We start from the raw sequence: 25640 nt of genomic DNA, 5'->3' as shown, positions 1-25640 counted from the left end.
CGTTCGTCAACGCTCGTTAACCATCAATTCCTGAGGTCGTTCTATCAGGCCGGTTCGAAGCGCACGACGACGGACTTGCTGGCCGGGGTATTGCTGGTGTCCGCGGTGGAGTCGAGCGGTACCAGCACGTTCGTCTCGGGGTAGTAGGCGGCGGCGCAGCCGCGTGCGGTGGGGTAGTGCACGACGCGGAATCCCGGTGCGCGCCGCTCCACGCCGTCCTTCCACTCGCTGACCAGGTCGGTGTAGGAGCCGTCGGCCAGGCCGAGTTCGGCGGCATCGGCGGGGTTGACCATGACGACGCGGCGGCCGGCGGTGATGCCGCGGTAGCGGTCGTCGAGGCCGTAGATGGTGGTGTTGTACTGGTCGTGGCTGCGCAGGGTCTGCAGGAGCAGCCGGCCCTGTGGGACCCGCGGGTATTCGACGGGGGCCGCGGTGAAGTTGGCTTTGCCGGTCCGGGTGGGGAAGCGGCGTTCGTCGCGCGGGGCGTGGGGGAGGCGGAAGCCCTCGGGGCGGGCGGCGCGGGCGTTGAAGTCCTCGAAGCCGGGGATCACGCGGGAGATCCGGTCGCGGATGGCGGCGTAGTCGCGCTCGAACTGCTCCCAGGGGGTGCGGGAGGCGGTGCCGAGGACGGCGCGGGCCATGCGGGCCACGATCGCGGGTTCGGAGAGCAGGTGCGGGGAGGCGGGGGCGAGGTTGCCGCGGGAGGCGTGGACCATGCCCATGGAGTCCTCGACGGTGACGAACTGGCGGCCCGAGGCCTGGACGTCCTTGTCGGTACGGCCGAGGGTGGGCAGGATCAGGGCGCGCCGGCCGGTGACCGCGTGGGAGCGGTTGAGCTTGGTGGAGACGTGCACGGTCAGGGCGGTGCGGCGGATCGCGGCCTCGGTGACGTCGGTGTCGGGGGTGGCGGCGACGAAGTTGCCGCCCATGGCGAAGAGGACCTTGGCGCGGCCGTCGCGCATCGCCTGGATGGAGCGGACCACGTCGTAGCCGTGGCCGCGGGGCGAGGTGATGCCGAATTCCTTGTCGAGGGCGTCGAGGAAGGCGGGCGCGGGGCGTTCGAAGATGCCCATGGTGCGGTCGCCCTGGACGTTGGAGTGGCCGCGGACGGGGCAGACGCCGGCGCCGGGGCGTCCGATGTCGCCGCGCAGCAGGAGGAGGTTGACGACCTCGCGGATGGTGGCGACGGCGTGCTTGTGCTGGGTGAGGCCCATGGCCCAGCAGATGATGGTGCGCCGGGAGGCCAGGATCATGGCCAGTGCGCGCTCGATCTCGGGCCGGGTCAGGCCGGTCGCGGTGAGGGTCTCGTCCCAGTCGGCTTCCTTCACGGCGGCGGCGAGGTCCTCGTAGCCGTGGGTGTGCTCGCGGATGAAGGCCTCGTTGGTGGCGCCCTCGGTCTCGATGACGAGCTTGTTGAGGAGGCGGAAGAGGGCCTGGTCGCCGCCGATGCGGATCTGCAGGAAGAGGTCGTTCAGGGCGGTGCCCCTGAGCATGCCGAGGGGGGTCTGCGGGTTCTTGAACCGCTCCATGCCGGCTTCGGGCAGCGGGTTCACCGAGATGATCTTCGCGCCGGCGGTCTTGGCCTGTTCCAGGGCGGAGAGCATGCGCGGGTGGTTGGTGCCCGGGTTCTGCCCGGCGACGATGATCAGGTCGGCTTGGTGGAGGTCTTCGAGGGAGACGCTGCCCTTGCCGATCCCGATGGTCTCGGTCAGTGCGGAGCCCGAGGACTCGTGGCACATGTTGGAGCAGTCGGGCAGGTTGTTGGTGCCGAACTCGCGGGCGAAGAGCTGGAAGAGGAACGCGGCCTCGTTGCTGGTGCGGCCCGAGGTGTAGAAGAGGGCCTCGTCGGGGGAGTCGAGCGCGGTCAGCTCCTCGGCGATGACGGCGAAGGCGCGCTCCCAGCTGATCGCCTCGTAGCGGTCGCCGCCCTCGGGGAGGTACACGGGCTCGGTGAGGCGGCCCTGCTGGCCCAGCCAGTAGCCGGAGCGGGTGGCGAGGTCGGCCACCGGGTGCGCGGCGAAGAACGCGGGGGTGACCCGGCGCAGGGTGGCCTCCTCCGCGACGGCCTTGGCGCCGTTCTCGCAGAATTCGGCGGTGTGCCGTTTGTCGCCCTCGGGCCAGGCGCAGCCGGGGCAGTCGAAGCCGTCCTTCTGGTTGACTTTCAGGAGGGTGCGGGCGGTGCGGGCCAGGCCCATCTGCTGTTGCGCGATCCGCAGGGTGTGGCCGATCGCGGGCAGGCCTGCGGCGGCGTGCTTGGGCGGTGTGACCTGCGGTGCGTCCTGTACCGGATCGCCTGTGGGCGGCTTGGTCGCCATCGCGCTCCCCTTCGAGCGTACGTACGTGCGCAGCACGGGTGGCCGCGTCATTCGATCCTTGCACGGTCCACGGGTCTCGGGGGAGGGCGGTCCGGTGTTCGCGGCGCCCGGGCCGGTGCGCCGGGGGCGTCCGCCGGGGCGGATGCGCCCGGGGAGGAGACGGGCCGGGATTGTCGGTGGGGGCGCCTAGGATCGGGGACGTGGCAGATTCAGCATCGAAGAAGACGGACCAGACGACCGCAGCGGACCGCCCCCGCCTGATGCTCATGGACGGGCACTCCCTGGCGTACCGGGCGTTCTTCGCGCTGCCCGCGGAGAACTTCACGACCGCGACGGGGCAGCCGACCAACGCCATCTACGGCTTCGCGTCGATGCTGGCGAACACGCTGCGTGACGAGGCGCCCACGCATTTCGCGGTGGCGTTCGACGTGTCCCGCAAGACGTGGCGTTCGACGGAGTTCCCCGAGTACAAGGCGAACCGTTCCAAGACGCCCGACGAGTTCAAGGGGCAGGTCGAGCTGATCGGCGAGCTCCTGGACGCGATGAAGGTGCCGCGGTTCGCGGTCGACGGCTTCGAGGCCGACGACGTGATCGCGACGCTGGCGACGCAGGCGGAGGCCCTCGGGTTCGAGGTCCTGATCGTCACCGGCGACCGGGACTCCTTCCAGCTCGTGTCCGAGCACACCACTGTGCTCTACCCGACCAAGGGCGTCTCGGAGCTGACGCGCTTCACGCCGGAGAAGGTCGAGGAGAAGTACGGGCTCACCCCGCAGCAGTATCCGGACTTCGCGGCGCTGCGCGGCGACCCGTCTGACAACCTCCCCGGCATCCCGGGCGTCGGCGAGAAGACCGCGGCCAAGTGGATCACCCAGTTCGGGTCGTTCGCGGAGCTCGTGGAGCGTGCCGAGGAGGTCAAGGGCAAGGCCGGGCAGAACTTCCGGGACCACCTGGAGGCCGTCAAGCTCAACCGGGTCCTGACCGAGATGGTCAAGGACGTGGAGCTGTCCAGGACCCCCGCCGACCTGGGCCGCCTGCCGTACGACCGGTCCGCGGTGACCGGTGTGCTGGACGTGCTGGAGATCCGCAACCCCTCGCTGCGCGAGCGGCTGCTGGCCGTGGACCCGGGTGCCGCCGAGCAGGACGCCGCCCCGGCGCCCGCGCCCGGTGTGGAGCTCGACGGCTGCGTGCTGGGTACGGGCGAGCTGGCGCCGTGGCTGGAGAGCCACGGCGGCGGGCCGCTGGGCGTGTCCACCGTCGACAGCTGGGCGCTGGGCCAGGGCAATGTCAGCGAGGTCGCGCTGGCCGCCGCCGGTGGAGCCGCGGCCTGGTTCACGCCGGCCGAGCTCGACGAGGCGGACGAGCGGGCCTTCGCGGCCTGGGCGGCGGATGCGGCCCGGCCCAAGGTCGTGCACAACGCCAAGGGTCTGATGCGGGTCTTCCCCGAGCACGGCTGGAGCCTGGCCGGCATCACCATGGACACCGCGCTCGCCGCCTACCTGGTCAAGCCGGGCCGGCGCTCCTTCGCCCTGGACGCCCTGTCCACGGAGTATCTGCACCGTGAGCTGGCCCCCGCTGCGGCCGACGGGCAGCTGGCCTTCGGCGCCGACGAGACTGCCGAGGCCGAGGCGCTGATGGCGCAGGCCCGCGCCGTCCTCGACCTGGGCGACGCCTTCACCGGCAAGCTCGCCGAGGTGGGCGCCGCGGAGCTGCTGCACGACATGGAGCTGCCCACCTCCGAGCTGCTCGCCCGGATGGAGCGCGCCGGCATCGCCGCCGACCGCGACCACCTGGAGGCCATGGAGCAGCAGTTCGCGGGAGCGGTGCAGCAGGCGGTCAAGGAGGCGCACGCGGCGGTCGGCCACGAGTTCAACCTGGGCTCGCCCAAGCAGCTGCAGGAGGTCTTCTTCGGCGAGCTGGACCTGCCGAAGACGAAGAAGACCAAGACCGGCTACACCACGGACGCCGACGCGCTGGCCTGGCTGGCCACGCAGACCGACCACGAACTGCCGGTGATCATGCTCCGTCACCGGGAGCAGGCCAAGCTGCGCGTCACCGTCGAGGGCCTGGTCAAGACCATCGCCGCCGACGGCCGGGTGCACACCAGCTTCAGCCAGACCGTCGCGGCGACCGGCCGCCTGTCCTCCACCGACCCGAACCTGCAGAACGTGCCGGTGCGCACCGACGAGGGGCGTGCCATCCGCCGCGGCTTCGTCGTCGGCGAGGGCTTCGAGTCCCTGATGACGGCCGACTACAGCCAGATCGAGCTGCGGGTGATGGCCCACCTCTCCGAGGACGAGGGCCTGATCGAGGCGTTCGCCACCGGTGAGGACCTGCACACCACCGTCGCCTCCCAGGTGTTCGGTGTGGAGCGCGACCAGGTCGACGCCGAGATGCGCCGCAAGATCAAGGCGATGTCCTACGGTCTGGCGTACGGTCTGTCCGCCTTCGGCCTGTCCCAGCAGCTGGGCATCGAGCCCGCCGAGGCGCGCGGCCTGATGGAGACCTTCTTCGAGCGGTTCGGCGGGGTGCGCGACTACCTCCAGCGCGTCGTGGACGAGGCACGCGCCACCGGATACACGGCGACGGTCTTCGGCCGCCGCCGGTACCTGCCCGACCTCAACAGCGACAACCGCCAGCGCCGCGAGGCCGCCGAGCGGATGGCGCTCAACGCCCCGATCCAGGGGACCGCCGCCGACATCGTCAAGGTGGCGATGCTGCGCGTGGACAAGGCGATCGCCGAGGCGGGCCTGCGGTCGCGGATGCTGCTCCAGGTCCACGACGAGATCGTGCTGGAGATCGCCCCCGGCGAGCGCGAGCGGGTGGAAGAGCTGGTGCGCCGCGAGATGGGCGCCGCCGTCGAGCTCCGCGCCCCGCTGGACGTGTCGGTCGGCGTCGGCGCGGACTGGGAGTCCGCCGCGCACTGACCGGCGTGAGGCACGCCCGGCGCCCCTGCCGACCGCCCGCTCAGGCGGTGGGCAGGGGCGTCCGCGTTTCCTCGTCCCTGTCCGTGTTTTTCTGCGCGTCCGCCGCCCGGTGCCCGTCGCGGCCGCGGCCGTCGCGGCGGTGGCGCAGCCGGACCAGCAGCCCGTAGAGCAGCAGGCCGACGGCCAGTCCTCCGCCCGCACCGAAGCAGATGGTCGGGATGATGTCGAGGGGTGTACGGATCCGGTCGAAGAAGGTGAAGAAGCGGATCACGCGCACGGTGACCCCGGCCGCCACGCACACCGCGATCAGCGCCGGCCAGCCCCAGTACTCGGCACGGCTGAGCACCGGCACGGCCGCGGGGGCCGGGGACGCGGGCAGCCGGCGCAGCGCCGTCGCCGTGAACCAGAGCAGCGCACAGGCCGCGACCGCCGAAGTGCCGTACTGCAGGAAGGTGTAGGGCGGGAAACCGAAGGCGACGGGCTCGCCGAGCCACGGCATCGCGTTCGTCCCCCAGCGGTCCATGTGCGTGAAGCTGTCCCACACCACGTGCGTGAGCGAACCGATGACCGCCGAGACGTAGAACCAGGCGGCCAGCGCGGGCAGTCGGCGGCGCACACGCCACGCCTCACCCCGCACGAAGGCGTGCACCGCGCCTTGCCGGCCGCGCGGCAGGAGGGCGACCAGCGGTTCGCGCAGCAGCAGCCAGCAGGCCACGAGTACGGCGGTGAGCAGCGCGTCCAGGGTGAGTACGCCGGGCAGCGAGTGCGTGAAGGCTCCGTACGCCATGACGCCTTCGACGATCGCGTCCGTGAAGTAGAAGGTGTCGGGCGAGAAGGAGCCGAGGACGAGCGCCGAGGCGACGAGGGGACCCCGTGCACGTCCCGTCCGGCGGAGGGCCGGCAGCACGGCGGCCGCATGGCTGAGAGTGAAGGGCATGGCACCTCTCCTGGACGGTCCGTGCGCGGTCCGTGCGCGTTCCTTTACTTCGGGCCAATGCGGCCGAAGGGTCCCGACAGTATGCGTGACCTCTACATGGACGTGGGGATGTGGTGAATTCCCGCGCGCTGTCCGTGCTCTGTCACGGGAGTTGACATAGGGTCACGCGGACGTCGAGGGGGAGGGGTCCGGCTCATGTCGTCCATATCAGGCGGGCGCAGGCGCTACGGGCTGTACAGGGGCGCGAGCGCCGCACTGGTCTGCGCGCTGACGGCCGCGGCGCTGACCGGCTCCCGCGGCCCGTCGCCCGTCGGCCCGGACCCGGTGTCGGCGTCGGGCGCGAGCGGTGCGCGGCCCCTTCCGGCGGACCCGAGCGGCGGCGACTCGTCGTACTTCACCGAACTCCCGCCGCTGGTCAGCCCGGAGCCGCCGGCCGTGGTGCTGCCGGACGGGCCGTCGGAGGCCCGTCCGCAGGAAGGGGCGGCGCCGCAGCCGGCGGTGGCGGTCGCCGTGGGCGGTGCCGCGCAGGGGATACCGGCGAGCGTGCTCGCGGCGTACCAGCGGGCGGAGAAGACGGTGGGGCGGAGCGATCCCGGCTGCGGTCTGCGCTGGCAACTCCTCGCGGCCATCGGCAAGGTGGAGTCCGGGCAGGCGCGCGGCGGGCAGGTGGACGCGGCCGGGACCACGTTGCGGCCGATCCTGGGACCGGTACTCGACGGCAACGGCTTCGCGAACATCGCGGACACCGACGGCGGGGCGTACGACGGGGACGCGCGGTACGACCGGGCGGTCGGGCCGATGCAGTTCATCCCCTCCACGTGGGCGGCGTGGGGCCAGGACGCGGACGGCGACGGCCGGCGCAACCCGAACAACGTGCACGACGCGGCCCTCGCGGCCGCCCGGTATCTGTGCGCGGGCGCCCGGGACCTGCGCGTCGACGCGGACCTGGACCGGGCCGTGCTGTCCTACAACCGGTCTACGGAGTACCTGCGGACGGTGCGCTCCTGGTTCGCGTACTACCTCAAGGGCACCCACGAAGTCCCGGACACGGGCGGCACGGCGCCCGCCCCGCCGGCGAAGCCGAACCCGAGGCCCGCGCCCACACCTACGCCGACTCCATCCCCGACCCCCACACCGCAGCCGTCCCCCACCCCGACGCCTACGCCGGACCCGACGCCTACGCCCACGCCGGACCCGACGCCGACGCCGACGCCGACGCCGACGCCGGACCCGACGCCCACGCCCACTCCCACGCCGACGCCGACGCCTACGCGGGACCCAAAGCCGACACCCACTCCCACGCCGACCCCGACGCCCACGCCGACCCCCACTCCGACGGGCAGTGCGACCCCGAAGCCCTCCCCGAGCCCGACCACCGGTGCCCGGCCCACTCCCACGCCCGCCCCCACGGCCTCAGCGAAGCCCGGCTCCACCCCCGCGCCGAGCCCGACGGCGACGCGCACTCCGTAGAGGCTGCGCCCGCCGCCACACTGCTGTGATGACCCCCGATGACGACGCCCGGCGGGCGAGGCACCCCTCATGCGTCGGCCGGCCCTTCCCGACCTGGCTGCCGCGCGCGTCCGCAGCCCCCGCAGCGCCGACGTGATCGGCTGGGCCGACACCGCAGGGGAAGCGGTCGCCCTCGTCGCCGCGCACATCCCGCCCGGCCTCGGCCCCGCGGTCGCCCGCGCCGACACCGCGTAGGCCGTCGTCCTCGGACCTCGCCGGGACCGTGCCCTCCCGGTCGGCGCGAGACGGTTCTCATCTCGCCCTCCCGTTGCTACGGTGCCCCATCTCTGACGCCTCATCAGATTTCGGAGCACCGGCATGCGCGCATTCGTCGCCGCCGTCATCGGCCTCGCGGCCGCGGTGGCCCTCGTGTTCGCCATCACGGCGTTCGGGGTGCCCGAAGGCGAGACCTCACCCAAGCCCCTGCTCACCACCGCGCCCCCCGCGCCCGGAAAGTAGAGGAGCGCCCGGCCGTGCGACGCAGAGCGAGCCTTGTCCTGCTGGCCCTGGCCGTGTTCTGCGCGGCCCTCGCGCCGCTGCTGCGCTGGTACGCGTACCCGCGCCTCGCGAAGATCCCGCCGAACCAGTACCAGGAGATGGTCCTGGAGGCGAAGGACGCGACCCTCCTCGACTACACCGGCGGCATGCAGCCCAGGAAGGTCGACAAGGTCACCATCGTCCAGACCCTCAAGGGCAACGTCGAGGCGTCGAAGGAGATCGAGGCGAGCGCGGGCAAGGACGTCGTGGTCTGGGACACCCTGTCCTACATCATCGGCCCGGACGGCAAGATGGTCTCCCAGATCCCCGAGCGCTACATCTTCGACGCGCACACCCAGGACCCGGTGCACGCCACCGGCGAGATGGTCGACGGCGACGCGGTCAAGCGCGAGGGCATCGAGTTCAAATGGCCCTTCTTCACCGAACCGCGCGACTACCTCTACTTCGACGCCCAGACCCGCACCTCCTCGCCGATCCACTACGTCGGACCGCGCCGCTTCAAGGGCATGGACGTCTACTACTTCGAGCAGACCGTCCCGTGGACCAAGGTGCCCATGCCGAAGAAGATGCCGATCGAGGGCATCGACCCGGCGACGATCGAAGCGGCCACCGGCACCACCCTCTGGTACACGGCCAAGGCGCGGTTCTGGGTCGACCCCGTCACCGGGGCGCCCGTCAACGCCGAACAGGACATCCAGCAGGAGATGCGCGGCGGCATCGCCTCCGGCGGACCCGACGGCAAGCTCACCGCCTTCGCCGGGCACGTGACCATGCGCGAGGACTACTCCGACTACACCGTCGACCTGGTCAAGGCGAACCGTACGAAGGTCCTCGCGCTCCACACCTACGCCCCGGCGGGCCTGGCCGCCGGCGGCCTCGCCCTGCTCGGGCTGGCGCTGTGGCTGGAGGCCCGCGGCCGCCGCGCACGGGAGGAAGGGGAGGGGCGGGAAGCAGGGGAAGGGATCAGCCCCGCCTGAGCCGGGCGTTGGTGTGGCGGGTGGGCTCGGCGGTGGCCGGGTCCTCCGGCCAGGGGTGTTTGGGGTAGCGGCCGCGCAGCTCCGCGCGGACGGCGCGGTAGCCGCCCTGCCAGAAGGAGGCCAGGTCGGCGGTGACGGCCGCCGGACGCCCGGCCGGCGACAGCAGGTGGACGAGTACGGGAACCCCCGCCACCCGTGGGGTCTCGGCCAGCCCGAACAGCTCCTGGAGCTTCACCGCGAGCACCGGCTGCCCGTGCTCGGCGGAGTAGTCCAGCCGGATCCGGGACCCGCTGGGCACCTCCAGGCGCTCCGGAGCCAGCTCGTCCAGCCGGACCGCCTCGCCGGTGGCCCACGGCAGCAGCCGGTTCAGGGCCTGGCCGGCGTCGATCCGGGCGAGGTCCGCGCGCCGCCGGGCCCGGGACAGCTCGGGCTCCAGCCAGTCGTCGGCCCGCTCCAGCAGCACGGCGTCGTCGGCCACGTCCGGCCAGGCGCCGCCGAGCGTGCGGTGCAGGAAGCCGAGGCGGGACCGCAGTGCCCGCGCGTCCGGGGTCCAGCGCAGCAGACCGAGGCCCTCGGTGCGCAACCCGTCGAGCAGCGCGGCCCGGACGAGCGCCGGGTCGGGGGTGCACAGGGGGCGCACGGCCAGCTCGATCGCCCCGAGGCGGTCGACGGCCCGTGCGACGACATCGCCGTCCTCCTCCCAGTGCACCTCGTCGGTGTGGGTGCGCAGATGCGCGGCGGCGGCCAGGGCGGTGTCCTCGTCCACGACCGCGGCCAGCCGGATCCGTGCGGCGGCCGAGTGCGGTGGCCGGTCGGCGACGGCGACGGCCAGCCAGGGCGCGCTGCGCAGTCCCGAGCCGTCGCCGAGCTCCGCCCCGGTCCCGGAGGCCATGAGGAACGCCCCCGCCCCCTTGGCCCGGGCGACCCGCTCGGGGAACGCGAGGGCCGCGATCAGCCCGGCCGCGGCGTCGTCGGGGCTCCGCCCCGCACCCCGCGCCTCAAACGCCGGTGGGGCTGAATCCGCCGACCGCGACCCGCCGGGCTCCTCGGCGCATCCCGTCCCCCCTGTCCCTGCCCCGGCCCCGGAGCCCGGTTCCACAGCCCCGGCCTCGGCCCCGGCCCCGGCCCCGGACGTGCGCCCCGTAGGGGCAACGGCACGCTCCAGGCGGCGGGCCTCCGTGCGCCAGCGGGTCGCGTAGCCGTCGCCGCCCCGGCGGGCCGAGCGCCAGGCCGCGGCCAGGTCGTCCCCGTACTCGCGCGGCGGCTCCTCGCTCAGCAGCGCCACCACCTCAGCCGCCCGGCGGGCGCCGAGCGCCGCGGCCCCGTCCAGCAGGGCCCGCGCCAGCCGCGGGTGCAGACCGAGCCGGGCCATCCGCAGACCGCGCGGGCTCGGCCGGCCGGCCCCGTCCACCGCTCCGACGGCCACGAGCACCTCCCGCGCCGCGGCCATCGCCCCCGCCGGCGGCGCGTCCAGCAGCGCCAGCCCGGCCGCGTCCGGGTCGCCCCAGCACGCCGCCTGCAGGGCGAACTGCGCCAGGTCGGCGATGCGGATCTCCGGCGCCGGGAACGCCGGCAGCCGCCCGTCCTCCGCCTGCGTCCAGCAGCGGTACACCACACCCGGCGCCTCACGCCCCGCCCGGCCCGCCCGCTGCCGCCCGGCCGCGCGGGAGGCCCGTACGGTCGCCAGCGCGCCCAGCCCGCGGGCATGGTCCACCCGCGGCTCGCGGGCCAACCCCGAATCGACCACCACGCGCACCCCTGGCACGGTCAGGCTCGACTCCGCCACCGCCGTCGCCAGGATCACCCGGCGGTGGTCCGAGGCCGTCAGCGCCGCGTCCTGCACTGCCGCCGGGGCCCGGCCGTGGACCTGCAGCACCTCCGCGTCCACACCGCCCAGCTGCCCCGCCACCCGGGCGATCTCGCCGACGCCGGGCAGGAAGCACAGCACGTCACCGGAACGTTCCGCCAGCGCCCGCCGCACCACCGAGGCCACATGCGCGAGCTGCGCCGGATCCACCCGCATCCCGTGCGGAGGCCGCACAGGACGGGCCGGAGGCGCCCACACGGTCTCCACCGGATACGCGATCCCCGCCGCCTCCACCACCGGCGCGCCGCCCAGCACCCGGGCCCAGCCGGCCGAGTCCGTCGTCGCCGAGGCCGCCACGAGCCGCAGCTCCGGGCGCAGGGTCTCGCGTACGTCGAGGAGGAACGCGGCGACCGTGTCGGCGTCCAGGTGCCGCTCGTGGCACTCGTCCAGGACGACCACGTCCACGCCGGCCAGCTCCTGGTCGCGCTGGAGCCGCTGGAGCAGCACACCGGTGGTCACCACCTCCACCACGGTGCCCGGTCCGGCCACCCGCTCGCCGCGGACCGTGAAGCCGACCCGGCCGCCGACCTGCTCACCCAGCAGCCAGGCCATCCGGCGCGCCGCCGCCCGGGCGGCGATCCGCCGCGGCTCGGCCACGACCACCCTGCGCAGCGGGCCGCCGCCCACCAGGCCCGCGAGCACCAGCGGGACCAGCGTCGTCTTGCCGGTCCCGGGTGGCGCGCACAGCACCGCGGTGCCGTGCGTGTCGAGTGCGGAGACCAGCCCGGGCAGGGCCTCGCGCACGGGAAGGGCGTCGAGGGCGGCCTGACGGATCAAGGTGTCAGGCCCTCTCGCAGACGAAGATCGCGGTGCCGGGGATCAGGTTGCCGCGCAGCGGGGACCAGCCGCCCCACTCCTGGCTGTTCCATTCGGGCCATTCGGGCTCGACGAGGTCGAGCAGGCGGAAGCCGCCCGCGACGACGTCGCGGACGCGGTCGCCGAGGGTGCGGTGGTGCTCGACGTACACGGCGCGCCCCTGCTCGTCCTGCTCGACGTACGGGGTCCGGTCGAAGTAGGAGGCGGAGACGGTCAGCCCCTCGGGTCCGGGCTCGTCGGGGAAGGCCCAGCGCAGGGGGTGGGTCACGGAGAAGACCCAGCGGCCGCCGGGGCGCAGTACGCGGTGCACCTCGCGCATGACGCCCACCGGGTCGGCGACGAAGGGGACGGCGCCGTACGCGGAGCAGGCGAGGTCGAAGGAGCCGTCGCGGAAGGGGAGCCGGCCGGCGTCGGCCTCCACCAGGGGCACGTCGCCGCCGATGCGCAGGGCGTGCTGGAGCTGGCGGTGGGAGAGGTCGAGGGCCACCGGGCGGGCGCCCCGGGCGGCCAGCCAGCGGGAGCACTGGGCGGCGCCGGCGCCGATCTCCAGCACGTCCTTGTCCTTGAGGGAGGCGGCGGGGCCCAGCAGGGCCGCGTCCGCCTCGTCGAGCCCCTCGGGCCCCCATACGAAGCGGTCGTCGCCGAGGAAGGCGCCGTGCTCGCTCTGGTAGTCGTCGGCGTTGCGGTCCCACCAGCTGCGGCTCGCCCGGCTGCTCTCCGCTTCCCCGGCGTCACGGCGCGTGGCCTCGGCGTCGTCCAAGGTGTCCGGATCGGCTGCGTAGGCCTCTTCGGGGGCGTAGTCCTCTTGGTTCATGGGGCCCGTCGTCGTAGTCTGCGAGTGTCTTGGGAATGTGGCAGGAAGCGCCATCAGGGCCTTCCTGCCCATGAATTGTGCCGGTTGTGCGGTGATCCGCCCGGGGTGTGGGCCTTCGCGCATTGACCCTGTCCGGCCGCCCCCGTATGCTACAAGTTGCGCTGCGAGCCTGTGCTCCTCAGACCTAGCAGGCTGCGCTTGCATCTGTTGATGTCCCCTCGGTTTTCGAGGCCCTCCCCGCTTGTGCGGGTCAGGGGCTTCCTTGGCTGTCCGGCTTCTTCGGCAGATGCCGATAAGGGCTCCCGGCGTAGCAGTACCTACGACTTTCTGTCCGTAACCGGAGCCCTTTCCCACATGACGAGCAGCACCGAGACCACCTCTACCACTCCGCAGGTAGCGGTCAACGACATCGGTAACGAGGAAGCCTTCCTCGCCGCGATCGACGAGACGATCAAGTACTTCAACGACGGCGACATCGTCGACGGCGTCATCGTGAAGGTCGACCGGGACGAGGTCCTGCTCGACATCGGTTACAAGACGGAAGGCGTGATCCCGAGCCGCGAGCTCTCGATCAAGCACGACGTCGACCCGAACGAGGTCGTCAAGGTCGGCGACGAGATCGAGGCCCTGGTTCTCCAGAAGGAGGACAAGGAAGGCCGTCTGATCCTGTCCAAGAAGCGCGCTCAGTACGAGCGTGCCTGGGGCACGATCGAGAAGATCAAGGAAGAAGACGGCATCGTCACCGGTACCGTCATCGAGGTCGTCAAGGGTGGTCTCATCCTCGACATCGGCCTCCGCGGCTTCCTCCCGGCCTCCCTGGTCGAGATGCGCCGTGTCCGCGACCTCCAGCCCTACGTGGGCAAGGAGCTCGAGGCGAAGATCATCGAGCTGGACAAGAACCGCAACAACGTGGTCCTGTCCCGCCGCGCCTGGCTGGAGCAGACCCAGTCCGAGGTCCGCCAGACGTTCCTCACCACCCTGCAGAAGGGCCAGGTCCGCTCCGGCGTCGTTTCCTCGATCGTCAACTTCGGTGCCTTCGTGGACCTGGGTGGCGTCGACGGTCTCGTCCACGTCTCCGAGCTGTCCTGGAAGCACATCGACCACCCGTCCGAGGTTGTCGAGGTCGGCCAGGAAGTCACCGTCGAGGTCCTCGACGTCGACATGGACCGCGAGCGTGTCTCCCTGTCGCTGAAGGCGACGCAGGAGGACCCGTGGCAGCAGTTCGCCCGTACGCACCAGATCGGTCAGGTCGTCCCGGGTAAGGTCACCAAGCTGGTTCCGTTCGGTGCGTTCGTCCGCGTGGACGAGGGCATCGAGGGTCTGGTCCACATCTCCGAGCTGGCCGAGCGCCACGTGGAGATCCCGGAGCAGGTCGTCCAGGTCAACGACGAGATCTTCGTCAAGGTCATCGACATCGACCTTGAGCGTCGCCGGATCTCGCTGTCCCTGAAGCAGGCCAACGAGTCCTTCGGTGCCGACCCGGCGTCGGTCGAGTTCGACCCGACCCTGTACGGCATGGCCGCGTCCTACGACGACCAGGGCAACTACATCTACCCCGAGGGCTTCGACCCCGAGACCAACGACTGGCTCGAGGGGTACGAGAAGCAGCGCGAGGCCTGGGAGACCCAGTACGCCGAGGCGCAGGCTCGCTTCGAGCAGCACCAGGCTCAGGTCATCAAGAGTCGCGAGGCCGACGAGGCCGCTGCCGCCGAGGGCGCTGCCGCCCCGGCCGCCGGTGGCAACGCCGGTGCGGGCATCTCGGGTGGTTCCTACTCCTCGGAGTCGGACGAGACCTCCGGCGCCCTGGCGTCGGACGAGGCCCTGGCCGCGCTCCGCGAGAAGCTGGCCGGCGGCCAGAGCTGATCGCAGCGCGCATCGCACTCCGGTGTGAGCAGAGCTGACTGAGTACGACGGTGAGGCCCGTCCCCTTCGGGGGGCGGGCCTCACCGCGTCCCCGGGATTTCCGCCCGTCCCTCCCTCTCCTTCCTTCCCGTCCTTCCCACCTGTCGCGATGTGATCCATTGCGTTCCTGTGAAGGGGGCCAACTGGGGAATGGCGGCGCCGCCTTGGACGTTCTTGGCTGAGAACGAGGCGAGGAGGAGTGGTGGCGGTGCTTGATCCACAGGGGTTGTACGAATGGGATGCCAAGGGTCTGGCGGTGGCCGACCTGGCGGTCGCCCAGGACTCGGCCGGGCTGGTCATGCTGTACCACTTCGAGGGGTACATCGACGCCGGAGAGGCCGGTGAGCAGATCGTCGAGCGGCTGCTGGACACCCTGCCCCACCAGGTCGTCGCCCGTTTCGACGCGGACCGGCTCGTGGACTACCGGGCGCGCCGTCCACTGCTGACCTTCCAGCGCGACCACTGGGCGGAGTTCGAGGAACCCCGGCTGGAGGTCCGGCTGGTCCAGGACGCCACCGGAGCGCCGTTCCTGCTGCTGTCCGGCCCGGAGCCGGACGTGGAGTGGGAGCGCTTCGCCGTCGCCGTCCGGCAGATCGTCGAGCGTCTCGGGGTCCGCCTCTCGGTCAACTTCCACGGCATCCCGATGGGTGTCCCGCACACCCGGCCCGTCGGCATCACCCCGCACGGCAACCGGACCGACCTCATGCCGGGCCACCGCAGCCCCTTCGACGAGGCCCAGGTGCCCGGCAGTGCCGAGGCCCTGGTGGAGTTCCGCCTGTCCCAGGCCGGACACGACGTGCTGGGTGTCGCCGCGCACGTGCCGCACTACGTGGCGCGCTCCCCGTACCCGGACGCCGCGCTGACGGTGCTGGAGGCGATCACGGCGGCGACCGGCCTGGTGCTGCCGGCCGTGGCGCACGCGCTGCGGACCGAGGCCCACCGTACGCAGACGGAGATCGACCGGCAGATCCGCGAGGGCGACGAGGAGCTGGTCAGCCTGGTGCAGGGGCTGGAGCACCAGTACGACGCTGCCGCCGGGGCCGAGACCCGGGGCAACATGATCGCCGAGCCGGCGGAACTGCCGTCGGCGGACGAGATCGGCCGCGAGTTCGAGCGCTTCCTGGCGGAGCGCGAGGGCGAGAACTGACGCGCGGAAGACGCCGCAGGTCAGGGGCCTCGTGCCGGTCAGGCCGATCGAGGCGTGGTGCCAGGCGCCGCCGCCCGGCATGATCCGGCGAGACACCCCCTAAGCTGCGGGGCATGTTGAAGGTAGGCCTGACGGGCGGAATCGGTGCCGGCAAGAGCGAGGTCTCGCGACTGCTGGCGGGGTACGGGGCGATCGTCGTCGACGCCGATCGGATCGCACGAGAGGTCGTGGAGCCCGGTACGCCGGGGCTCGCGGCCGTCGTCGCGGCCTTCGGGGAAGAGGTGCTGACTCCCGAGGGCACGCTGGACCGGCCCAAGCTGGGATCCATCGTGTTCGCGGACCCGGAGAAGCTGCGCACGCTCAACGCGATCGTGCACCCGCTGGTCGGCGCCCGGTCCGCCGAGCTGGAGGCGGCCGCGGGCCCCGACGCCATCGTCGTGCACGACGTACCGCTGCTCACCGAGAACGGCCTCGCACCGCTCTACGACCTGGTCGTCGTGGTGGACGCGGCCCCGTCGACGCAGCTGACCCGGCTGACCGGGCTGCGCGCGATGCCCGAGGAGGAGGCCCGGGCCCGGATGGCCGCGCAGGCCACGCGCGAACAGCGCCTGGCGGTGGCCACTCTCGTGATCGACAACGACGGGCCGCTGGACGCGCTGGAGCCGCAGGTCCGCACGGTGTGGGAGGAGCTCACGGCGCGGGCGGGGGCGCCGACGACGGGCAACGGCACCAGCTGACGTGTGCATGGAATAGCGCGCGGGTCGGGGGCGTTGAAGGCGCGGGTAGAGGGAAGGATCCATACCGTGTCGGAGACCACGCGCCCCACGCCGTCCAGCCCGGAAACACACGTCATCGACTTCCGGGCGGCCGAGCAGCTGCTCGCCGCACGTGACCCGCGCGGTGCGGTCAAGCTGCTCGACTCGGTCGTAGCCGCCCACCCGGAGAACACCGCGGCCCGGCTGCTGCGCGCCCGGGCCTTCTTCGCCGCAGCCCAACTGCGCCCGGCCGAGCTTGAGTTCGCGCTGGTGTTGGAGCGGGAACCGGACAACGCCTTCGCCCACTTCGCGCTGGCCCGCACGCACGAGCGCGCGGGCCGGCCCGAGCAGGCGCGCAGGCACTTCAGGCTGGCCGCGGCCCTCGACCCGCAGCCGGAGTACCTCGCGGCGGCGCGCTTCGAGGACCAGGCCTGACCCGACCGGGCCGAGCACCGCTCAGCGGCTGTCGGGCGGCTCGTACGGGGGGACGTCCCGGCCGGGCTGGTAGTGCGGGCCCTGCCGGATGTGGCGCACGATCATGACGAGGTCCACGCCCACCACGACCGCCAGCACCCCGCACGCGGCCGCCCATCCGGGACGGCTCGCCAGCGCGAAGGCGACCGTACCCGCGACGGCCCAGACCAGACCCCAGACGCCCAGCCAGAACCGCAGCCGCAGCGGACTGCGCGCTGTCGTCGGCTCGTTTCCGGAACGCATGGCACCGCCTCTCCCTGTCCATGGTCGCACCGGGCGCACCGGGCGCACCGGGCGCACCGGGCGCACCGGCCGGGTCCGGGCTTCCCCGCTGCTACGGGTTGAGCTTGTTCACGGCCCTTGTGGTCGTCTTCTTGAAGGCGGCGACCGGGGCCTGCGACAGGTCGCCCATCTGCCCCCACTGCACGACGGTCACGGTGGAGCCGTCCCGCCCGATCCCGTAGAGGTGCACGCCCGGCTCGGACTCCGGGATCGAGGTGTGGACCCCGTAGACGTGCGCGCCCTCCTCGACGGGCAGGGTTGCGTAGTCCTGCCAGGACGCCGTGCCGCCCGGGGTCGTGCGCAGCCAGTCGGCGGCGCAGGCGGCGACCTTGCGCTCCAGCCTGCCGGCGAGCTTGGCGGCCGCCGAAGGCGAGGCGGAGCGTACGGAGATCTGCACGGCACCGGTGTCGTACTCGGTGCCGTACGTGCGGTGCCAGCTGCCCGCCGCCGGAAGCACCCCGTCCAGGCAGAACGTCTCCGTCTCGGGCAGTCCCCTGGTGATCTCGCCGGTGTACCAGGGAGAGGAGGGGTGCGCAGGCAGGTCGGTGCCGTTCAGGAAGCCGGGCGCGGTGGCGGCCGCGGCGGAGGTCGAGGCGGTCAGGACGAGGGTGGCGGCCGCCGCGACCAGCGCGGTGGCGAGGGTGGCTGCGGTGTCGGTACGTCGGAACATGTCGGTTCTCCCCGTGGATGCGGCATCGGTGGTGCGTGAAGAGCCTGTTCCCCGGCGGGCGCGCAAGGCCACGGTTCGGGGCGAAATCGGGACACGCGAACGCCCGTACGTGCTGTCACCTGGGGGAACATCCCAGGCATGGAACGGCGCCATGGGACGTGGGACGGGGGACACCGTGAGTGAGGCCGAGGATTTCGCACGGCTGATGCGGGAGCTGAAGGAGCGCGGGGGGCTGAGTTACGGCGTCCTCGCGCGGCGGCTGCACACGAGTACGTCGACGCTGCACCGGTACTGCAACGGGGAGGCGCTGCCGGTGGAGTTCGCGGTGGTGGACCGCTTCGCGCGGGCCTGCGGGGCCTCGGCGGCGCAGGCGGTGGACCTGCACCGGGCCTGGCTGCTGGCGGACGCCCGGCGGCGCGCGGGGGCGGCCGCGCCGGAGCCGGTACCGGCGGGCAGGGAGCCGGTCGCGGCGGTCGTGGAGCCGGAGTCGGGGGTCACGGACCCGGAGCCGGGGGTCTTGGTGGGGCCGGCCGTCGTGGTGGGGCCGGCCGCGGGGGCCGGACCGACTGCGGCGGGATCCGGAGCCCGCTCGTCCTGGTACCGGCGCAGGGCGGTCGTGGTCGCCGCGGCGGGGCTCGCGGCGGGTGCGGTGGCCGCGGCGCTGCTGGCGGTGACCGGCCCCGACCGGGGTACGCCGCACACCGGAGCCGAGCCGGGGCCGGGGGCGGGCGCCGGTACGCGCGGAGCCGGGGGCTCCGCCTCCGCCGCGGCGACCCCGTCCGCGCCGGGGCCCGTGCCGACGGATCCGGCGACCGGCCCGGCACCTTCGGCCCCGTCGGGCGGACCGGCCGCGGAACCGGCCCCGGCCTCCGCCTCGCCGCCGGTGTCGGCGCCCGGACGGGCGCCGGCGGCGCCCCTCAAGGCGTCGGTGCGGTCGCACGTGTGGGCCGCGGGCTGCGACCACGCCTACCTGGCCGAGCGGGGTCCCGGATCGGTGCCCCCGCCGCCCGTCCAGGCGGACGCGCCCGCCTGGGCGACGGCGCAGCGCGCCGTGCACGCCGGGAGCCAGATCGTGGAGGTCACCCTGCACGGCACGGGCGGGGGCGCGGTGGTCCTGGAGGGGCTGGAGGTGCGGGTGGGCGCTCGACGCACACCGCCCGCCTGGAACGTCTACCAGATGTCGCAGGGCTGCGGCGGGGGTCTCACCCCGGCCGTCTTCGCCGTCAACCTGGACGCGCCCCGCCCGCTGGCCCGCCCCGTCGCCGGGAACGACGCCGGGAACCGGCTGCCGGCCCCGGCCTTCCCGATGCGGGTCTCGGCAGACGAGCCGGTCGTCCTACGGGTGGAGGCCGTCACCACGGGCTGCGACTGCGACTGGTCCCTCGACCTGAGGTGGACCTCGCCGACCGGTTCGGGCACGCTGCGCGTCGACGACGGCGGCCGCCCGCTGCGCACGAGCGCCGCCACCGGCCGGCCCGTCTACGGATACGCCCTGGAACAGGGCCGCTGGGTCCGCTGAAACCGCAGGCCAGGGGCGTTGTCAGTGGCCGCACCTAAACTCGTGGGCATGGGGCCGGCAGGTCCGCGAGGACGATCGTGAGGGAGGGGGAGACCATGACAGCGCAGACACGGGCGCTGCGACAGCCACAACCGCAGCCACAGCCGCAGGGGCAGGCGTCCGCGCTGCTGTGCCATGCCGCCGTCTTCCTGCCCGCCGCCGTCCCGCGGGAGGGGCGTGTCGCCTTCTGGTCGCCCGACGGGGACCCCCTCCCCGAAGCGGGCACATCCGGTCCGCTCACCGTCGTACGTCCGCACGGCAGCGGGATCCGCAGCCGGACCGTGCCCGCGGTGGACTTCTCCGTCGCCGACGCCCTGCCCCTGCTCCTGCGGGCCCCCCGCAGCCCCGCCGCGCACCCCGCCACCCGGGCCTGGGGCGCCGCCGCCACACAGGCCCTCACCCTGGCCGCGCGCGGCCGGCTGCTCCCCGGGCTCACCCCCGAGGGCGTCGACGCCTGGCGCGCGGGCCCGCTCGACGCCGACGACATCGCCCATCTCCGGGCGGTCGCCGCCGCCCTGCCCCACGAGGGGCACGCGACGCCCCTCGCCGGGCGCCGCCCGCTCCAGCTGCCCGAACCGGAGGCGCTGGTCCGCGCGTTCCTCGACGCCGTCGCCGACAGCCTGCCCCGCACCCCGGCGGCGCCCGTGGCCGCCGGGCGGCCGTTCGCCGCGCGGGAACCGCATCGGGTGCCCGGGATACAGGAGTGGGCCGCGCAGGTCGCGGCCGGGGCCGACACCGGAGTCGGGCTCTCGCTCCGGCTCGACCTGTCCTCCTTCCGCCTCTTCGACGAGGCCGAGGCGGAGGACACCCGGCGCGCCGGCGCCGCCGTCGTCCAGGTCCACAGCCTCGCCGATCCCACACTCGTCACCGACGCCGCACAGCTGTGGGCCGGCACGGCCGGGGCCGGCTTCGGTCCGCGCGCCCGGATCGACGCCGTGCTCGCGCTGCGCCGGGCCGCGCGCGTCTGGCCGCCGCTGCTGCGGCTGTTGGACCAGCCCGTCCCCGACGCCCTGGCCCTGTCCGACCCGGAGCTGGAGGACCTGCTGGGGACGGCCGCGAACCGGCTGGCCGCCGCCGGGGTCGTCGTCCACTGGCCACGCGACCTGGCCCGTACGCTGTCCGCGACCGCCGTCGTACGGTCCACCGCACCCGGGTCCGCCACCGACGGGACCGCCTTCTTCGACGCGGAACACCTCTTCGCCTTCTCCTGGGAACTGGCCCTCGGCGGAGACCGGCTCACCCCGGGGGAGATGGACGCGCTGGCGCAGGCCCACCGGCCCGTCGTACGGCTGCGGGACCATTGGGTGCGGGTCGACCCCGAGCTGGTGCGCAAGGCGCGCAAACGGGAACTCGGCCTGCTGGACCCGGTAGACGCGCTGGCCACCGCCCTGTCGGGGACGGCCGAGGTCGACGGCGAGCCGGTCGAGGCGGTGCCGGTGGGCACGCTGGCCGCCCTGCGGGAACGGCTGACGGGCGAACTCGCCCCGCTCCCGCAGCCCGCCGCGCTCAAGGCCACCCTGCGCGACTACCAGGCCCGCGGCCTGGCCTGGCTCGACCTGATGACCTCCCTCGGGCTCGGCGGCTGCCTCGCCGACGACATGGGCCTGGGCAAGACCGTCACGCTGATCGCGCTGCACCTGCACCGTGACCGCTGCGAGCCGACCCTCGTGGTGTGCCCCGCCTCGCTCCTGGGCAACTGGCAGCGGGAGATCGAGAAGTTCGCCCCCGGCACCCCCGTGCGCCGCTTCCACGGCGGCGCCCGCAGCACCGAGGACCTGACGTCCGGCGCGGGCGGCTTCGTACTGACCACCTACGGGACGATGCGCGCCAGCGCCGCCCTCCTCGCCGAACAGCCTTGGGGCATGGTCGTCGCCGACGAGGCGCAGCACGTCAAGAACCCCCACTCGGCGACCGCGAAGGCCCTGCGTACGATCCCGGCCCCGGCCAGGGTGGCGCTGACCGGCACCCCGGTGGAGAACAACCTCTCCGAGCTGTGGGCACTCCTCGACTGGACCACGCCGGGGCTCCTGGGACCGCTGACCACCTTCCGGGCCCGCCACGCCCGCCCCGTGGAGCACCAGCAGGAGGAGGACGGCGGCAACGAGGCGGCGGTCGCCCGCCTGGCCGCGCTGGTACGGCCGTTCCTGCTGCGGCGCAAGAAGTCCGACCCGGGCATCGCGCCCGAGCTGCCGCCGAAGACCGAGACCGACCACCCGGTGTCCCTCACCCGGGAGCAGGTCTCCCTCTACCAGGCCGCGGTGGACGAGGCGATGGCCGTCATCGGCGCGAGCGAGGGCATCGAGAGACGCGGCATGATCATGAAGCTGCTGGCCTCGCTCAAGCAGATCTGCAACCACCCCGCGCAGTACCTGAAGGAGGAGCAGCCCCGGCTCCCGCACCGCTCGGGCAAGCTCGCCCTGCTCGACGAGCTGCTGGACACCATCGTCGCCGAGGGCGGTTCGGTGCTGGTGTTCACGCAGTACGTGACGATGGCCCGGCTCATCGAGCGGCACCTGTCGGCCAGGGGGATCGCCACGCAACTCCTGCACGGCGGCACCCCGGTCGCGCGCCGCGAGGAGCTCGTCGACCGCTTCCAGGCCGGCGAGGTCCCCGTCTTCCTGCTGTCCCTCAAGGCGGCCGGCACCGGCCTGAACCTCACTCGCGCCGGCCACGTCATCCACTTCGACCGCTGGTGGAACCCGGCCGTCGAGGAGCAGGCCACCGACCGCGCCTACCGGATCGGCCAGACCCAGCCCGTCCAGGTCCACCGGATCATCGCCGAAGGCACCGTCGAGGACCGCATCGCCGAAATGCTGGAGGCGAAGCGGGCCCTGGCCGACGCGGTCCTCGGCTCCGGAGAGGCGGCGCTGACCGAGCTGACCGACCGGGAGCTCGCCGACCTCGTCTCCCTGCGGAGGCCTGCATGATCACCGCGCGGGACGACCGCCGCCGCACCTTCGAGACCGTGCCCGCGGGGGCGGCGGCGGTGAGCTGGTGGGGCCGGGCCTGGGTGTCGGCCCTGGAAGAGGTCTCCGGTGACCCGGCCCGCCTGGCCCGCGGCCGTACGTACGCCGCCGCCGGGCACGTCGACGCGGTGACCGTCACCCCTGGCCGCATCGTCGCGTACGTCCGGGGCAGCAGGCCCCGCCCGTACCGCACCGAGCTGACCCTGCCCGCCTTCGCGGACGCGGAGTGGAGCGAGCTGCTGGAAGACGTCGCCGCCGACCCGGCGGCGCTCGGCGCCCTCCTGGAGCGGGAGGTCCCGCAGTCGCTGGCGGGGACCGTCCTGCCCGGGGCGGGCGAGCTCGTCCCGCACTGCTCCTGTCCGGACTTCGGGCGTCCGCCGTGCAAGCACGCCGCCGCCCTCTGCTACCGCGCGGCGCGTCTCCTCGACGAGGACCCCTTCGTGCTGCTGCTCCTGCGCGGCCGGGGCGAGCGCGAGCTCCTCGAAGACCTCACCCGCCGCAACGCCGCCCACGCCGCGCGTGAACAGCCCGGTACGGCACCGGCCTTCCCCGCGGTCGCCGCCCGGGAGGCGCTCGCCCGCACCGTGCTGCCGCCGCTGCCCGCGCCGCTCACCGCGCCCGCGGCGGCGGGTCTTCCGCCCGCCTACCCGGCCGACCCGGCGGCGCCGGACCCGCTCGCCCTCGACCAGCTCGCCTCCGACGCGGCCGCCCGCGCCTTCGCACTGCTCACCACCGGCGAGGACCCGATCGCCGGGCTCTCCCTCTGGCAGGACGCCGTACGGCTGGCCTCCGCCGAGCCCACCTCCGGCCTGACGGGTGCGGCCCGCACCCTCTACCGGGACCTGGCCCGCGCCACCGGGCGCACCACCACCGACCTCGCGCGGGCAGCGGCGGCCTGGCGCCAGGGCGGCCGCCCGGCCCTCGCCGCCCTCGAAGAGCCCTGGGATCCGCCGGCCGGCCCCTTCGACCGGGCCCGCCCGGCGCTCCTCGCCGCGTCCCAGGGCGCCTTCCGCCCCGAACGCAACCGGCTGACCTCCCACACCCGCCAGCTCCGGCTCGGCCGCGACGCCCTCTGGTACGCCTACGAGTCGCGCCCGGGCGACGAGGACTGGTGGCCCACGGGCCGCCCCTCCCCGGACCCGGTCACCGCCCTGCGGGGCTGAGACCCTCCGCCCAGCGGGTCAACACGGTGAAGTCGCGGTCCCTCAGCCCGTGGCGCGGGTGGATGCGCAGCAGGAGGGCCGGTGCCGGATGGTGGGCGGCGACCCAGGCCCGGTCGAGCGGGGTGATCATGTCGTCGACCCAGGCGAAGGGGCGGCCGGCCGCCCAGTCCCTCAGGTGGCGGGTCTTCCAGAAGAGACCGTCGGGGTCCTCGGCGAACAGTTCGGGCCATTCGACGACGGACAGGTCGCAGGGGAGTCCGATGTGCGGGGAGATCAGGGTGTTGGCCTGGTGCGTCCAGGCGGTGGCCCAGGCGAGCTCGAAGGGCAGGGACAGCAGCCGGGAGCCGTGGGAGGGGTGGAGGCGGATCCGCGCGCCGCGCCGGGCCCTGCGGGAGGCCGGGTCGCGGTAGGACAGCCAGACCTCCGGCCACATGCGATGGCTCTTGTACCCGCGCAGTCCGGCGAAGGGCGAACGGAACGGGTTCAGCGGGCCGTCCACATCGAGAAGGAGCAGCGGACGTTCAGTCATGCAGTACCCAGTACCCAGCACACGATGGAGTGAAATGTCTAGCGTGTCTATAACCCGTACGGGTTTGGAGGCGTTGTTTCCGGTGGGGCAAGGCCTCGAAATCCACCGGAAGGCAGGAAAGTGATGCGTCACAGTCGTCGAAATGGCTTGATCGCGGCGGTCGTCGCGGGCGGTGGTCTGGCGGTCGCGGGCGTGAGCGGGTTCGCCCACGCCGATGCGGACGCGGGTGGCACGGCCGAGCGCTCGCCGGGTCTGCTGTCCGGGAACCTGGTGCAGCTGCCGGTGAACGTCCCGGTCAGCGCCTGCGGCAACACCGTGAACGTCGTCGGCCTGCTGAACCCGGCCGCCGGAAACCGCTGTACGAACACCTCGCAGGGTGGCGGCGCACACTCCGGCCAGAGCACGTCGCACCGGTCGACTCCTGCGGCGGGCAACGGCGGCGGAGCGGTCGCGGGCGGTCGGACGGCGAACTCCCCCGGGGTGCTGTCCGGCAACGGCCTCCGGCTCCCGGTCGACCTGCCGGTCAACGTCAGCGGCAACTCCGTCAACGTGGTCGGCATCGGAAACCCCGCGCACGGCAACTCGTCCGTCAACGCCGAGCAGCCTGGCCCCGGCAAGCCAGTTCAGCCGCCCGTCGTCGAGAAGCCGGTCACCCCGGTCACCCCGGTCACTCCGGCCGTCCCGACCTCGCCGAACTCGCCCGTCACCGAGGTCGCCCCGCCCGAGCCCCCGCGGCACAGCGAGGCACTCGCCCACACCGGAGCGGACGGCCTCGGCTACCTGCTGCCCAGCGGCGGCGCGCTGCTGCTCGGCGGCGTCCTGCTCTACCGGCGCTTCCGGCTCAACTAGCCCGATCCCGCGGCATGCTGCGCCATCCGTCCAGGATGGCGTCGATCCGCGGGGCGAGCCGGGCGCGGGCGGTGAAGCGGGGGACGCCCGCCATCAGCAGGGCGTCGTACTCGGTGTCGGTGTGCCGGACCGCCGCCCGGACCGCCACCGAGACCGCCGTCTCGTCCAGGGACCGCCCGGCCGCGGTGCGGCCCACCCGGCCGCTGCCGCGCACCGACGCGTGGGTGGCGATCGCCACGGCCCGGTCCGCCGGGCAGCCGGGGAACAGCCGCACTATCTCGGCGGCGAAGGCCGCCGTGAAGCGGACGTCCTCCGCCGCACGACGCAGGCGGTCGCGCTCCCGGCGACGCGCCCGCGCCTCGGAGTCCGCAAGACAGGCGCGCTCCGCGCCGGCCAGGGCGGCATCCTCCACGAGCAGCCCGAGGCGCTCGTACCGGCGGCGCCGCTTGTGGAAGCGGACCACGACGGCGGACAGCGAACTGGCCTCGCGGGCGCGGCGCGTGAGCGCGGCATCCCCGCGCGGCAGGTAGACGAGGTGCCCCAGGTCCGCACAGTCCAGGCACCGGGGCACACCGGCCTCGCGCACCAGGTGCCGGAGCGGACCGCGTCGGCACTCCGCGCAGTGGATCTGCCTCAGCGACTCGAAGACGACCAGGCTCATACAGGTGTGATACCGCCCTCCACCCCT

21 protein-coding genes are annotated in these 25640 nt (G+C 73.5%); 13 read left to right on the top strand and 8 right to left on the bottom strand.

Annotation, left to right across the window (positions count from 1 at the left end; genetic code table 11):
- Nucleotides 1-44 precede the first annotated feature (44 nt).
- Entirely contained in the window at nt 45-2315 is a 2271-nt protein-coding gene (locus ACFWFZ_RS17135) for an FdhF/YdeP family oxidoreductase (protein ID WP_387123174.1), read from the bottom strand.
- 200 nt (nt 2316-2515) lie between these two features.
- Between ACFWFZ_RS17135 and polA the strand changes: the two genes are divergently transcribed.
- Nucleotides 2516-5239 (top strand): DNA polymerase I, encoded by a 2724-nt coding sequence (gene polA, locus ACFWFZ_RS17130; RefSeq protein WP_387123038.1) that lies wholly within the window; start codon nt 2516-2518, stop codon nt 5237-5239.
- 40 nt (nt 5240-5279) lie between these two features.
- On the opposite strand, the gene ACFWFZ_RS17125 is transcribed toward polA, so the two are convergent.
- Nucleotides 5280-6176, bottom strand: coding sequence for a DUF4184 family protein (locus ACFWFZ_RS17125; RefSeq protein WP_387123036.1), 897 nt, complete (start codon nt 6174-6176; stop codon nt 5280-5282).
- A 195-nt stretch (nt 6177-6371) separates the two neighbouring features.
- Here ACFWFZ_RS17125 and ACFWFZ_RS17120 point away from each other — a divergent pair, with 195 nt between their 5' ends.
- From ACFWFZ_RS17120 to ACFWFZ_RS17105, 4 genes are all read left to right on the top strand, one after another.
- A complete protein-coding gene (locus tag ACFWFZ_RS17120; RefSeq protein ID WP_387123034.1) occupies nt 6372-7646 on the top strand; it encodes a lytic transglycosylase domain-containing protein in 1275 nt (424 codons plus the stop codon).
- A gap of 69 nt (nt 7647-7715) precedes the next feature.
- Nucleotides 7716-7880, top strand: a complete 165-nt coding sequence (locus ACFWFZ_RS17115; protein WP_387123032.1) for a DUF6193 family natural product biosynthesis protein — start codon at nt 7716-7718, stop codon at nt 7878-7880.
- Between the two features lie 123 nt (nt 7881-8003).
- Nucleotides 8004-8144, top strand: a complete 141-nt coding sequence (locus tag ACFWFZ_RS17110) for an SPW_0924 family protein (protein ID WP_387123030.1) — start codon at nt 8004-8006, stop codon at nt 8142-8144.
- 14 nt (nt 8145-8158) lie between these two features.
- Nucleotides 8159-9160 (top strand): DUF3068 domain-containing protein, encoded by a 1002-nt coding sequence (locus ACFWFZ_RS17105; protein ID WP_387123028.1) that lies wholly within the window; start codon nt 8159-8161, stop codon nt 9158-9160.
- On the opposite strand, the gene ACFWFZ_RS17100 is transcribed toward ACFWFZ_RS17105, so the two are convergent.
- Together ACFWFZ_RS17100 and ACFWFZ_RS17095 are read right to left on the bottom strand one after the other, a co-directional pair.
- Entirely contained in the window at nt 9147-11804 is a 2658-nt protein-coding gene (locus tag ACFWFZ_RS17100; RefSeq protein ID WP_387123026.1) for an ATP-dependent RNA helicase, read from the bottom strand. The genes ACFWFZ_RS17105 and ACFWFZ_RS17100 overlap by 14 nt on opposite strands.
- Before the next feature lie 4 nt (nt 11805-11808).
- Complete coding sequence (locus ACFWFZ_RS17095; protein WP_387123024.1) at nt 11809-12657, bottom strand: class I SAM-dependent methyltransferase; 849 nt, start codon at nt 12655-12657, stop codon at nt 11809-11811.
- Nucleotides 12658-13011: 354 nt separating this feature from the next.
- Between ACFWFZ_RS17095 and rpsA the strand changes: the two genes are divergently transcribed.
- The 4 genes from rpsA to ACFWFZ_RS17075 all read left to right on the top strand — a co-directional run bounded on the left by rpsA (nt 13012) and on the right by ACFWFZ_RS17075 (nt 16896).
- Nucleotides 13012-14520 (top strand): 30S ribosomal protein S1, encoded by a 1509-nt coding sequence (rpsA, locus tag ACFWFZ_RS17090; protein WP_030666059.1) that lies wholly within the window; start codon nt 13012-13014, stop codon nt 14518-14520.
- A gap of 247 nt (nt 14521-14767) precedes the next feature.
- Nucleotides 14768-15706: a PAC2 family protein gene (locus ACFWFZ_RS17085; protein ID WP_387123021.1), complete on the top strand. Its 939-nt coding sequence runs from the start codon at nt 14768-14770 to the stop codon at nt 15704-15706.
- Nucleotides 15707-15819: 113 nt separating this feature from the next.
- The gene (gene coaE, locus ACFWFZ_RS17080; protein ID WP_387123019.1) at nt 15820-16443 is read left to right on the top strand and encodes a dephospho-CoA kinase; all 624 of its coding nucleotides are present in this window, start codon (nt 15820-15822) and stop codon (nt 16441-16443) included.
- Nucleotides 16444-16509: 66 nt separating this feature from the next.
- Nucleotides 16510-16896 carry a tetratricopeptide repeat protein gene (locus tag ACFWFZ_RS17075; RefSeq protein ID WP_387123017.1) on the top strand — a complete coding sequence of 129 codons (387 nt, stop codon included), beginning with the start codon at nt 16510-16512 and terminating at the stop codon, nt 16894-16896.
- A 21-nt stretch (nt 16897-16917) separates the two neighbouring features.
- On the opposite strand, the gene ACFWFZ_RS17070 is transcribed toward ACFWFZ_RS17075, so the two are convergent.
- Both ACFWFZ_RS17070 and ACFWFZ_RS17065 read right to left on the bottom strand, forming a co-directional pair.
- The gene (locus ACFWFZ_RS17070) at nt 16918-17178 is read right to left on the bottom strand and encodes a DUF6343 family protein (protein ID WP_387123015.1); all 261 of its coding nucleotides are present in this window, start codon (nt 17176-17178) and stop codon (nt 16918-16920) included.
- A 91-nt stretch (nt 17179-17269) separates the two neighbouring features.
- Nucleotides 17270-17887, bottom strand: a complete 618-nt coding sequence (locus tag ACFWFZ_RS17065; RefSeq protein WP_387123013.1) for a hypothetical protein — start codon at nt 17885-17887, stop codon at nt 17270-17272.
- A 151-nt stretch (nt 17888-18038) separates the two neighbouring features.
- Between ACFWFZ_RS17065 and ACFWFZ_RS17060 the strand changes: the two genes are divergently transcribed.
- From ACFWFZ_RS17060 to ACFWFZ_RS17050, 3 genes are all read left to right on the top strand, one after another.
- A complete protein-coding gene (locus ACFWFZ_RS17060) occupies nt 18039-19406 on the top strand; it encodes a helix-turn-helix domain-containing protein (protein WP_387123011.1) in 1368 nt (455 codons plus the stop codon).
- Nucleotides 19407-19501: 95 nt separating this feature from the next.
- Nucleotides 19502-22372 (top strand): DEAD/DEAH box helicase, encoded by a 2871-nt coding sequence (locus ACFWFZ_RS17055; RefSeq protein ID WP_387123009.1) that lies wholly within the window; start codon nt 19502-19504, stop codon nt 22370-22372.
- Nucleotides 22369-23574, top strand: coding sequence for an SWIM zinc finger family protein (locus ACFWFZ_RS17050; RefSeq protein WP_387123007.1), 1206 nt, complete (start codon nt 22369-22371; stop codon nt 23572-23574). The genes ACFWFZ_RS17055 and ACFWFZ_RS17050 overlap by 4 nt, the downstream gene beginning before the upstream one ends.
- Here the strand turns inward: ACFWFZ_RS17050 and ACFWFZ_RS17045 are convergent.
- Nucleotides 23555-24103, bottom strand: coding sequence for a hypothetical protein (locus tag ACFWFZ_RS17045; protein WP_387123005.1), 549 nt, complete (start codon nt 24101-24103; stop codon nt 23555-23557). The two genes, ACFWFZ_RS17050 and ACFWFZ_RS17045, sit on opposite strands and share 20 nt — an antisense overlap.
- A 147-nt stretch (nt 24104-24250) precedes the next feature.
- Between ACFWFZ_RS17045 and ACFWFZ_RS17040 the strand changes: the two genes are divergently transcribed.
- Nucleotides 24251-24952, top strand: a complete 702-nt coding sequence (locus ACFWFZ_RS17040; protein WP_387123003.1) for a chaplin — start codon at nt 24251-24253, stop codon at nt 24950-24952.
- Here ACFWFZ_RS17040 and ACFWFZ_RS17035 read toward each other — a convergent pair.
- Nucleotides 24945-25613, bottom strand: coding sequence for a DUF2293 domain-containing protein (locus ACFWFZ_RS17035; RefSeq protein ID WP_387123001.1), 669 nt, complete (start codon nt 25611-25613; stop codon nt 24945-24947). The two genes, ACFWFZ_RS17040 and ACFWFZ_RS17035, sit on opposite strands and share 8 nt — an antisense overlap.
- Between the last annotated feature and the right edge of the window lie 27 nt (nt 25614-25640).

This window comes from Streptomyces sp. NPDC060232 (assembly GCF_042726555.1).
Classification (GTDB): domain Bacteria; phylum Actinomycetota; class Actinomycetes; order Streptomycetales; family Streptomycetaceae; genus Streptomyces.
The sequence above is the reverse complement of the archived record's forward strand: the minus strand, read 5'-3'. Positions and strand labels throughout refer to the sequence as shown.

Coding starts and splice junctions, on each gene's coding strand:
- ACFWFZ_RS17135 (WP_387123174.1), bottom strand. CDS start 2,315: ATGGCGACCAAGCCGCCCACAGGCGATCCGGTACAGGACGCACCGCAG.
- ACFWFZ_RS17125 (WP_387123036.1), bottom strand. CDS start 6,176: ATGCCCTTCACTCTCAGCCATGCGGCCGCCGTGCTGCCGGCCCTCCGC.
- ACFWFZ_RS17120 (WP_387123034.1), top strand. CDS start 6,372: ATGTCGTCCATATCAGGCGGGCGCAGGCGCTACGGGCTGTACAGGGGC.
- ACFWFZ_RS17115 (WP_387123032.1), top strand. CDS start 7,716: ATGCGTCGGCCGGCCCTTCCCGACCTGGCTGCCGCGCGCGTCCGCAGC.
- ACFWFZ_RS17110 (WP_387123030.1), top strand. CDS start 8,004: ATGCGCGCATTCGTCGCCGCCGTCATCGGCCTCGCGGCCGCGGTGGCC.
- ACFWFZ_RS17095 (WP_387123024.1), bottom strand. CDS start 12,657: ATGAACCAAGAGGACTACGCCCCCGAAGAGGCCTACGCAGCCGATCCG.
- rpsA (WP_030666059.1), top strand. CDS start 13,012: ATGACGAGCAGCACCGAGACCACCTCTACCACTCCGCAGGTAGCGGTC.
- coaE (WP_387123019.1), top strand. CDS start 15,820: ATGTTGAAGGTAGGCCTGACGGGCGGAATCGGTGCCGGCAAGAGCGAG.
- ACFWFZ_RS17070 (WP_387123015.1), bottom strand. CDS start 17,178: ATGCGTTCCGGAAACGAGCCGACGACAGCGCGCAGTCCGCTGCGGCTG.
- ACFWFZ_RS17065 (WP_387123013.1), bottom strand. CDS start 17,887: ATGTTCCGACGTACCGACACCGCAGCCACCCTCGCCACCGCGCTGGTC.
- ACFWFZ_RS17060 (WP_387123011.1), top strand. CDS start 18,039: ATGGGACGTGGGACGGGGGACACCGTGAGTGAGGCCGAGGATTTCGCA.
- ACFWFZ_RS17055 (WP_387123009.1), top strand. CDS start 19,502: ATGACAGCGCAGACACGGGCGCTGCGACAGCCACAACCGCAGCCACAG.
- ACFWFZ_RS17050 (WP_387123007.1), top strand. CDS start 22,369: ATGATCACCGCGCGGGACGACCGCCGCCGCACCTTCGAGACCGTGCCC.
- ACFWFZ_RS17045 (WP_387123005.1), bottom strand. CDS start 24,103: ATGACTGAACGTCCGCTGCTCCTTCTCGATGTGGACGGCCCGCTGAAC.
- ACFWFZ_RS17035 (WP_387123001.1), bottom strand. CDS start 25,613: ATGAGCCTGGTCGTCTTCGAGTCGCTGAGGCAGATCCACTGCGCGGAG.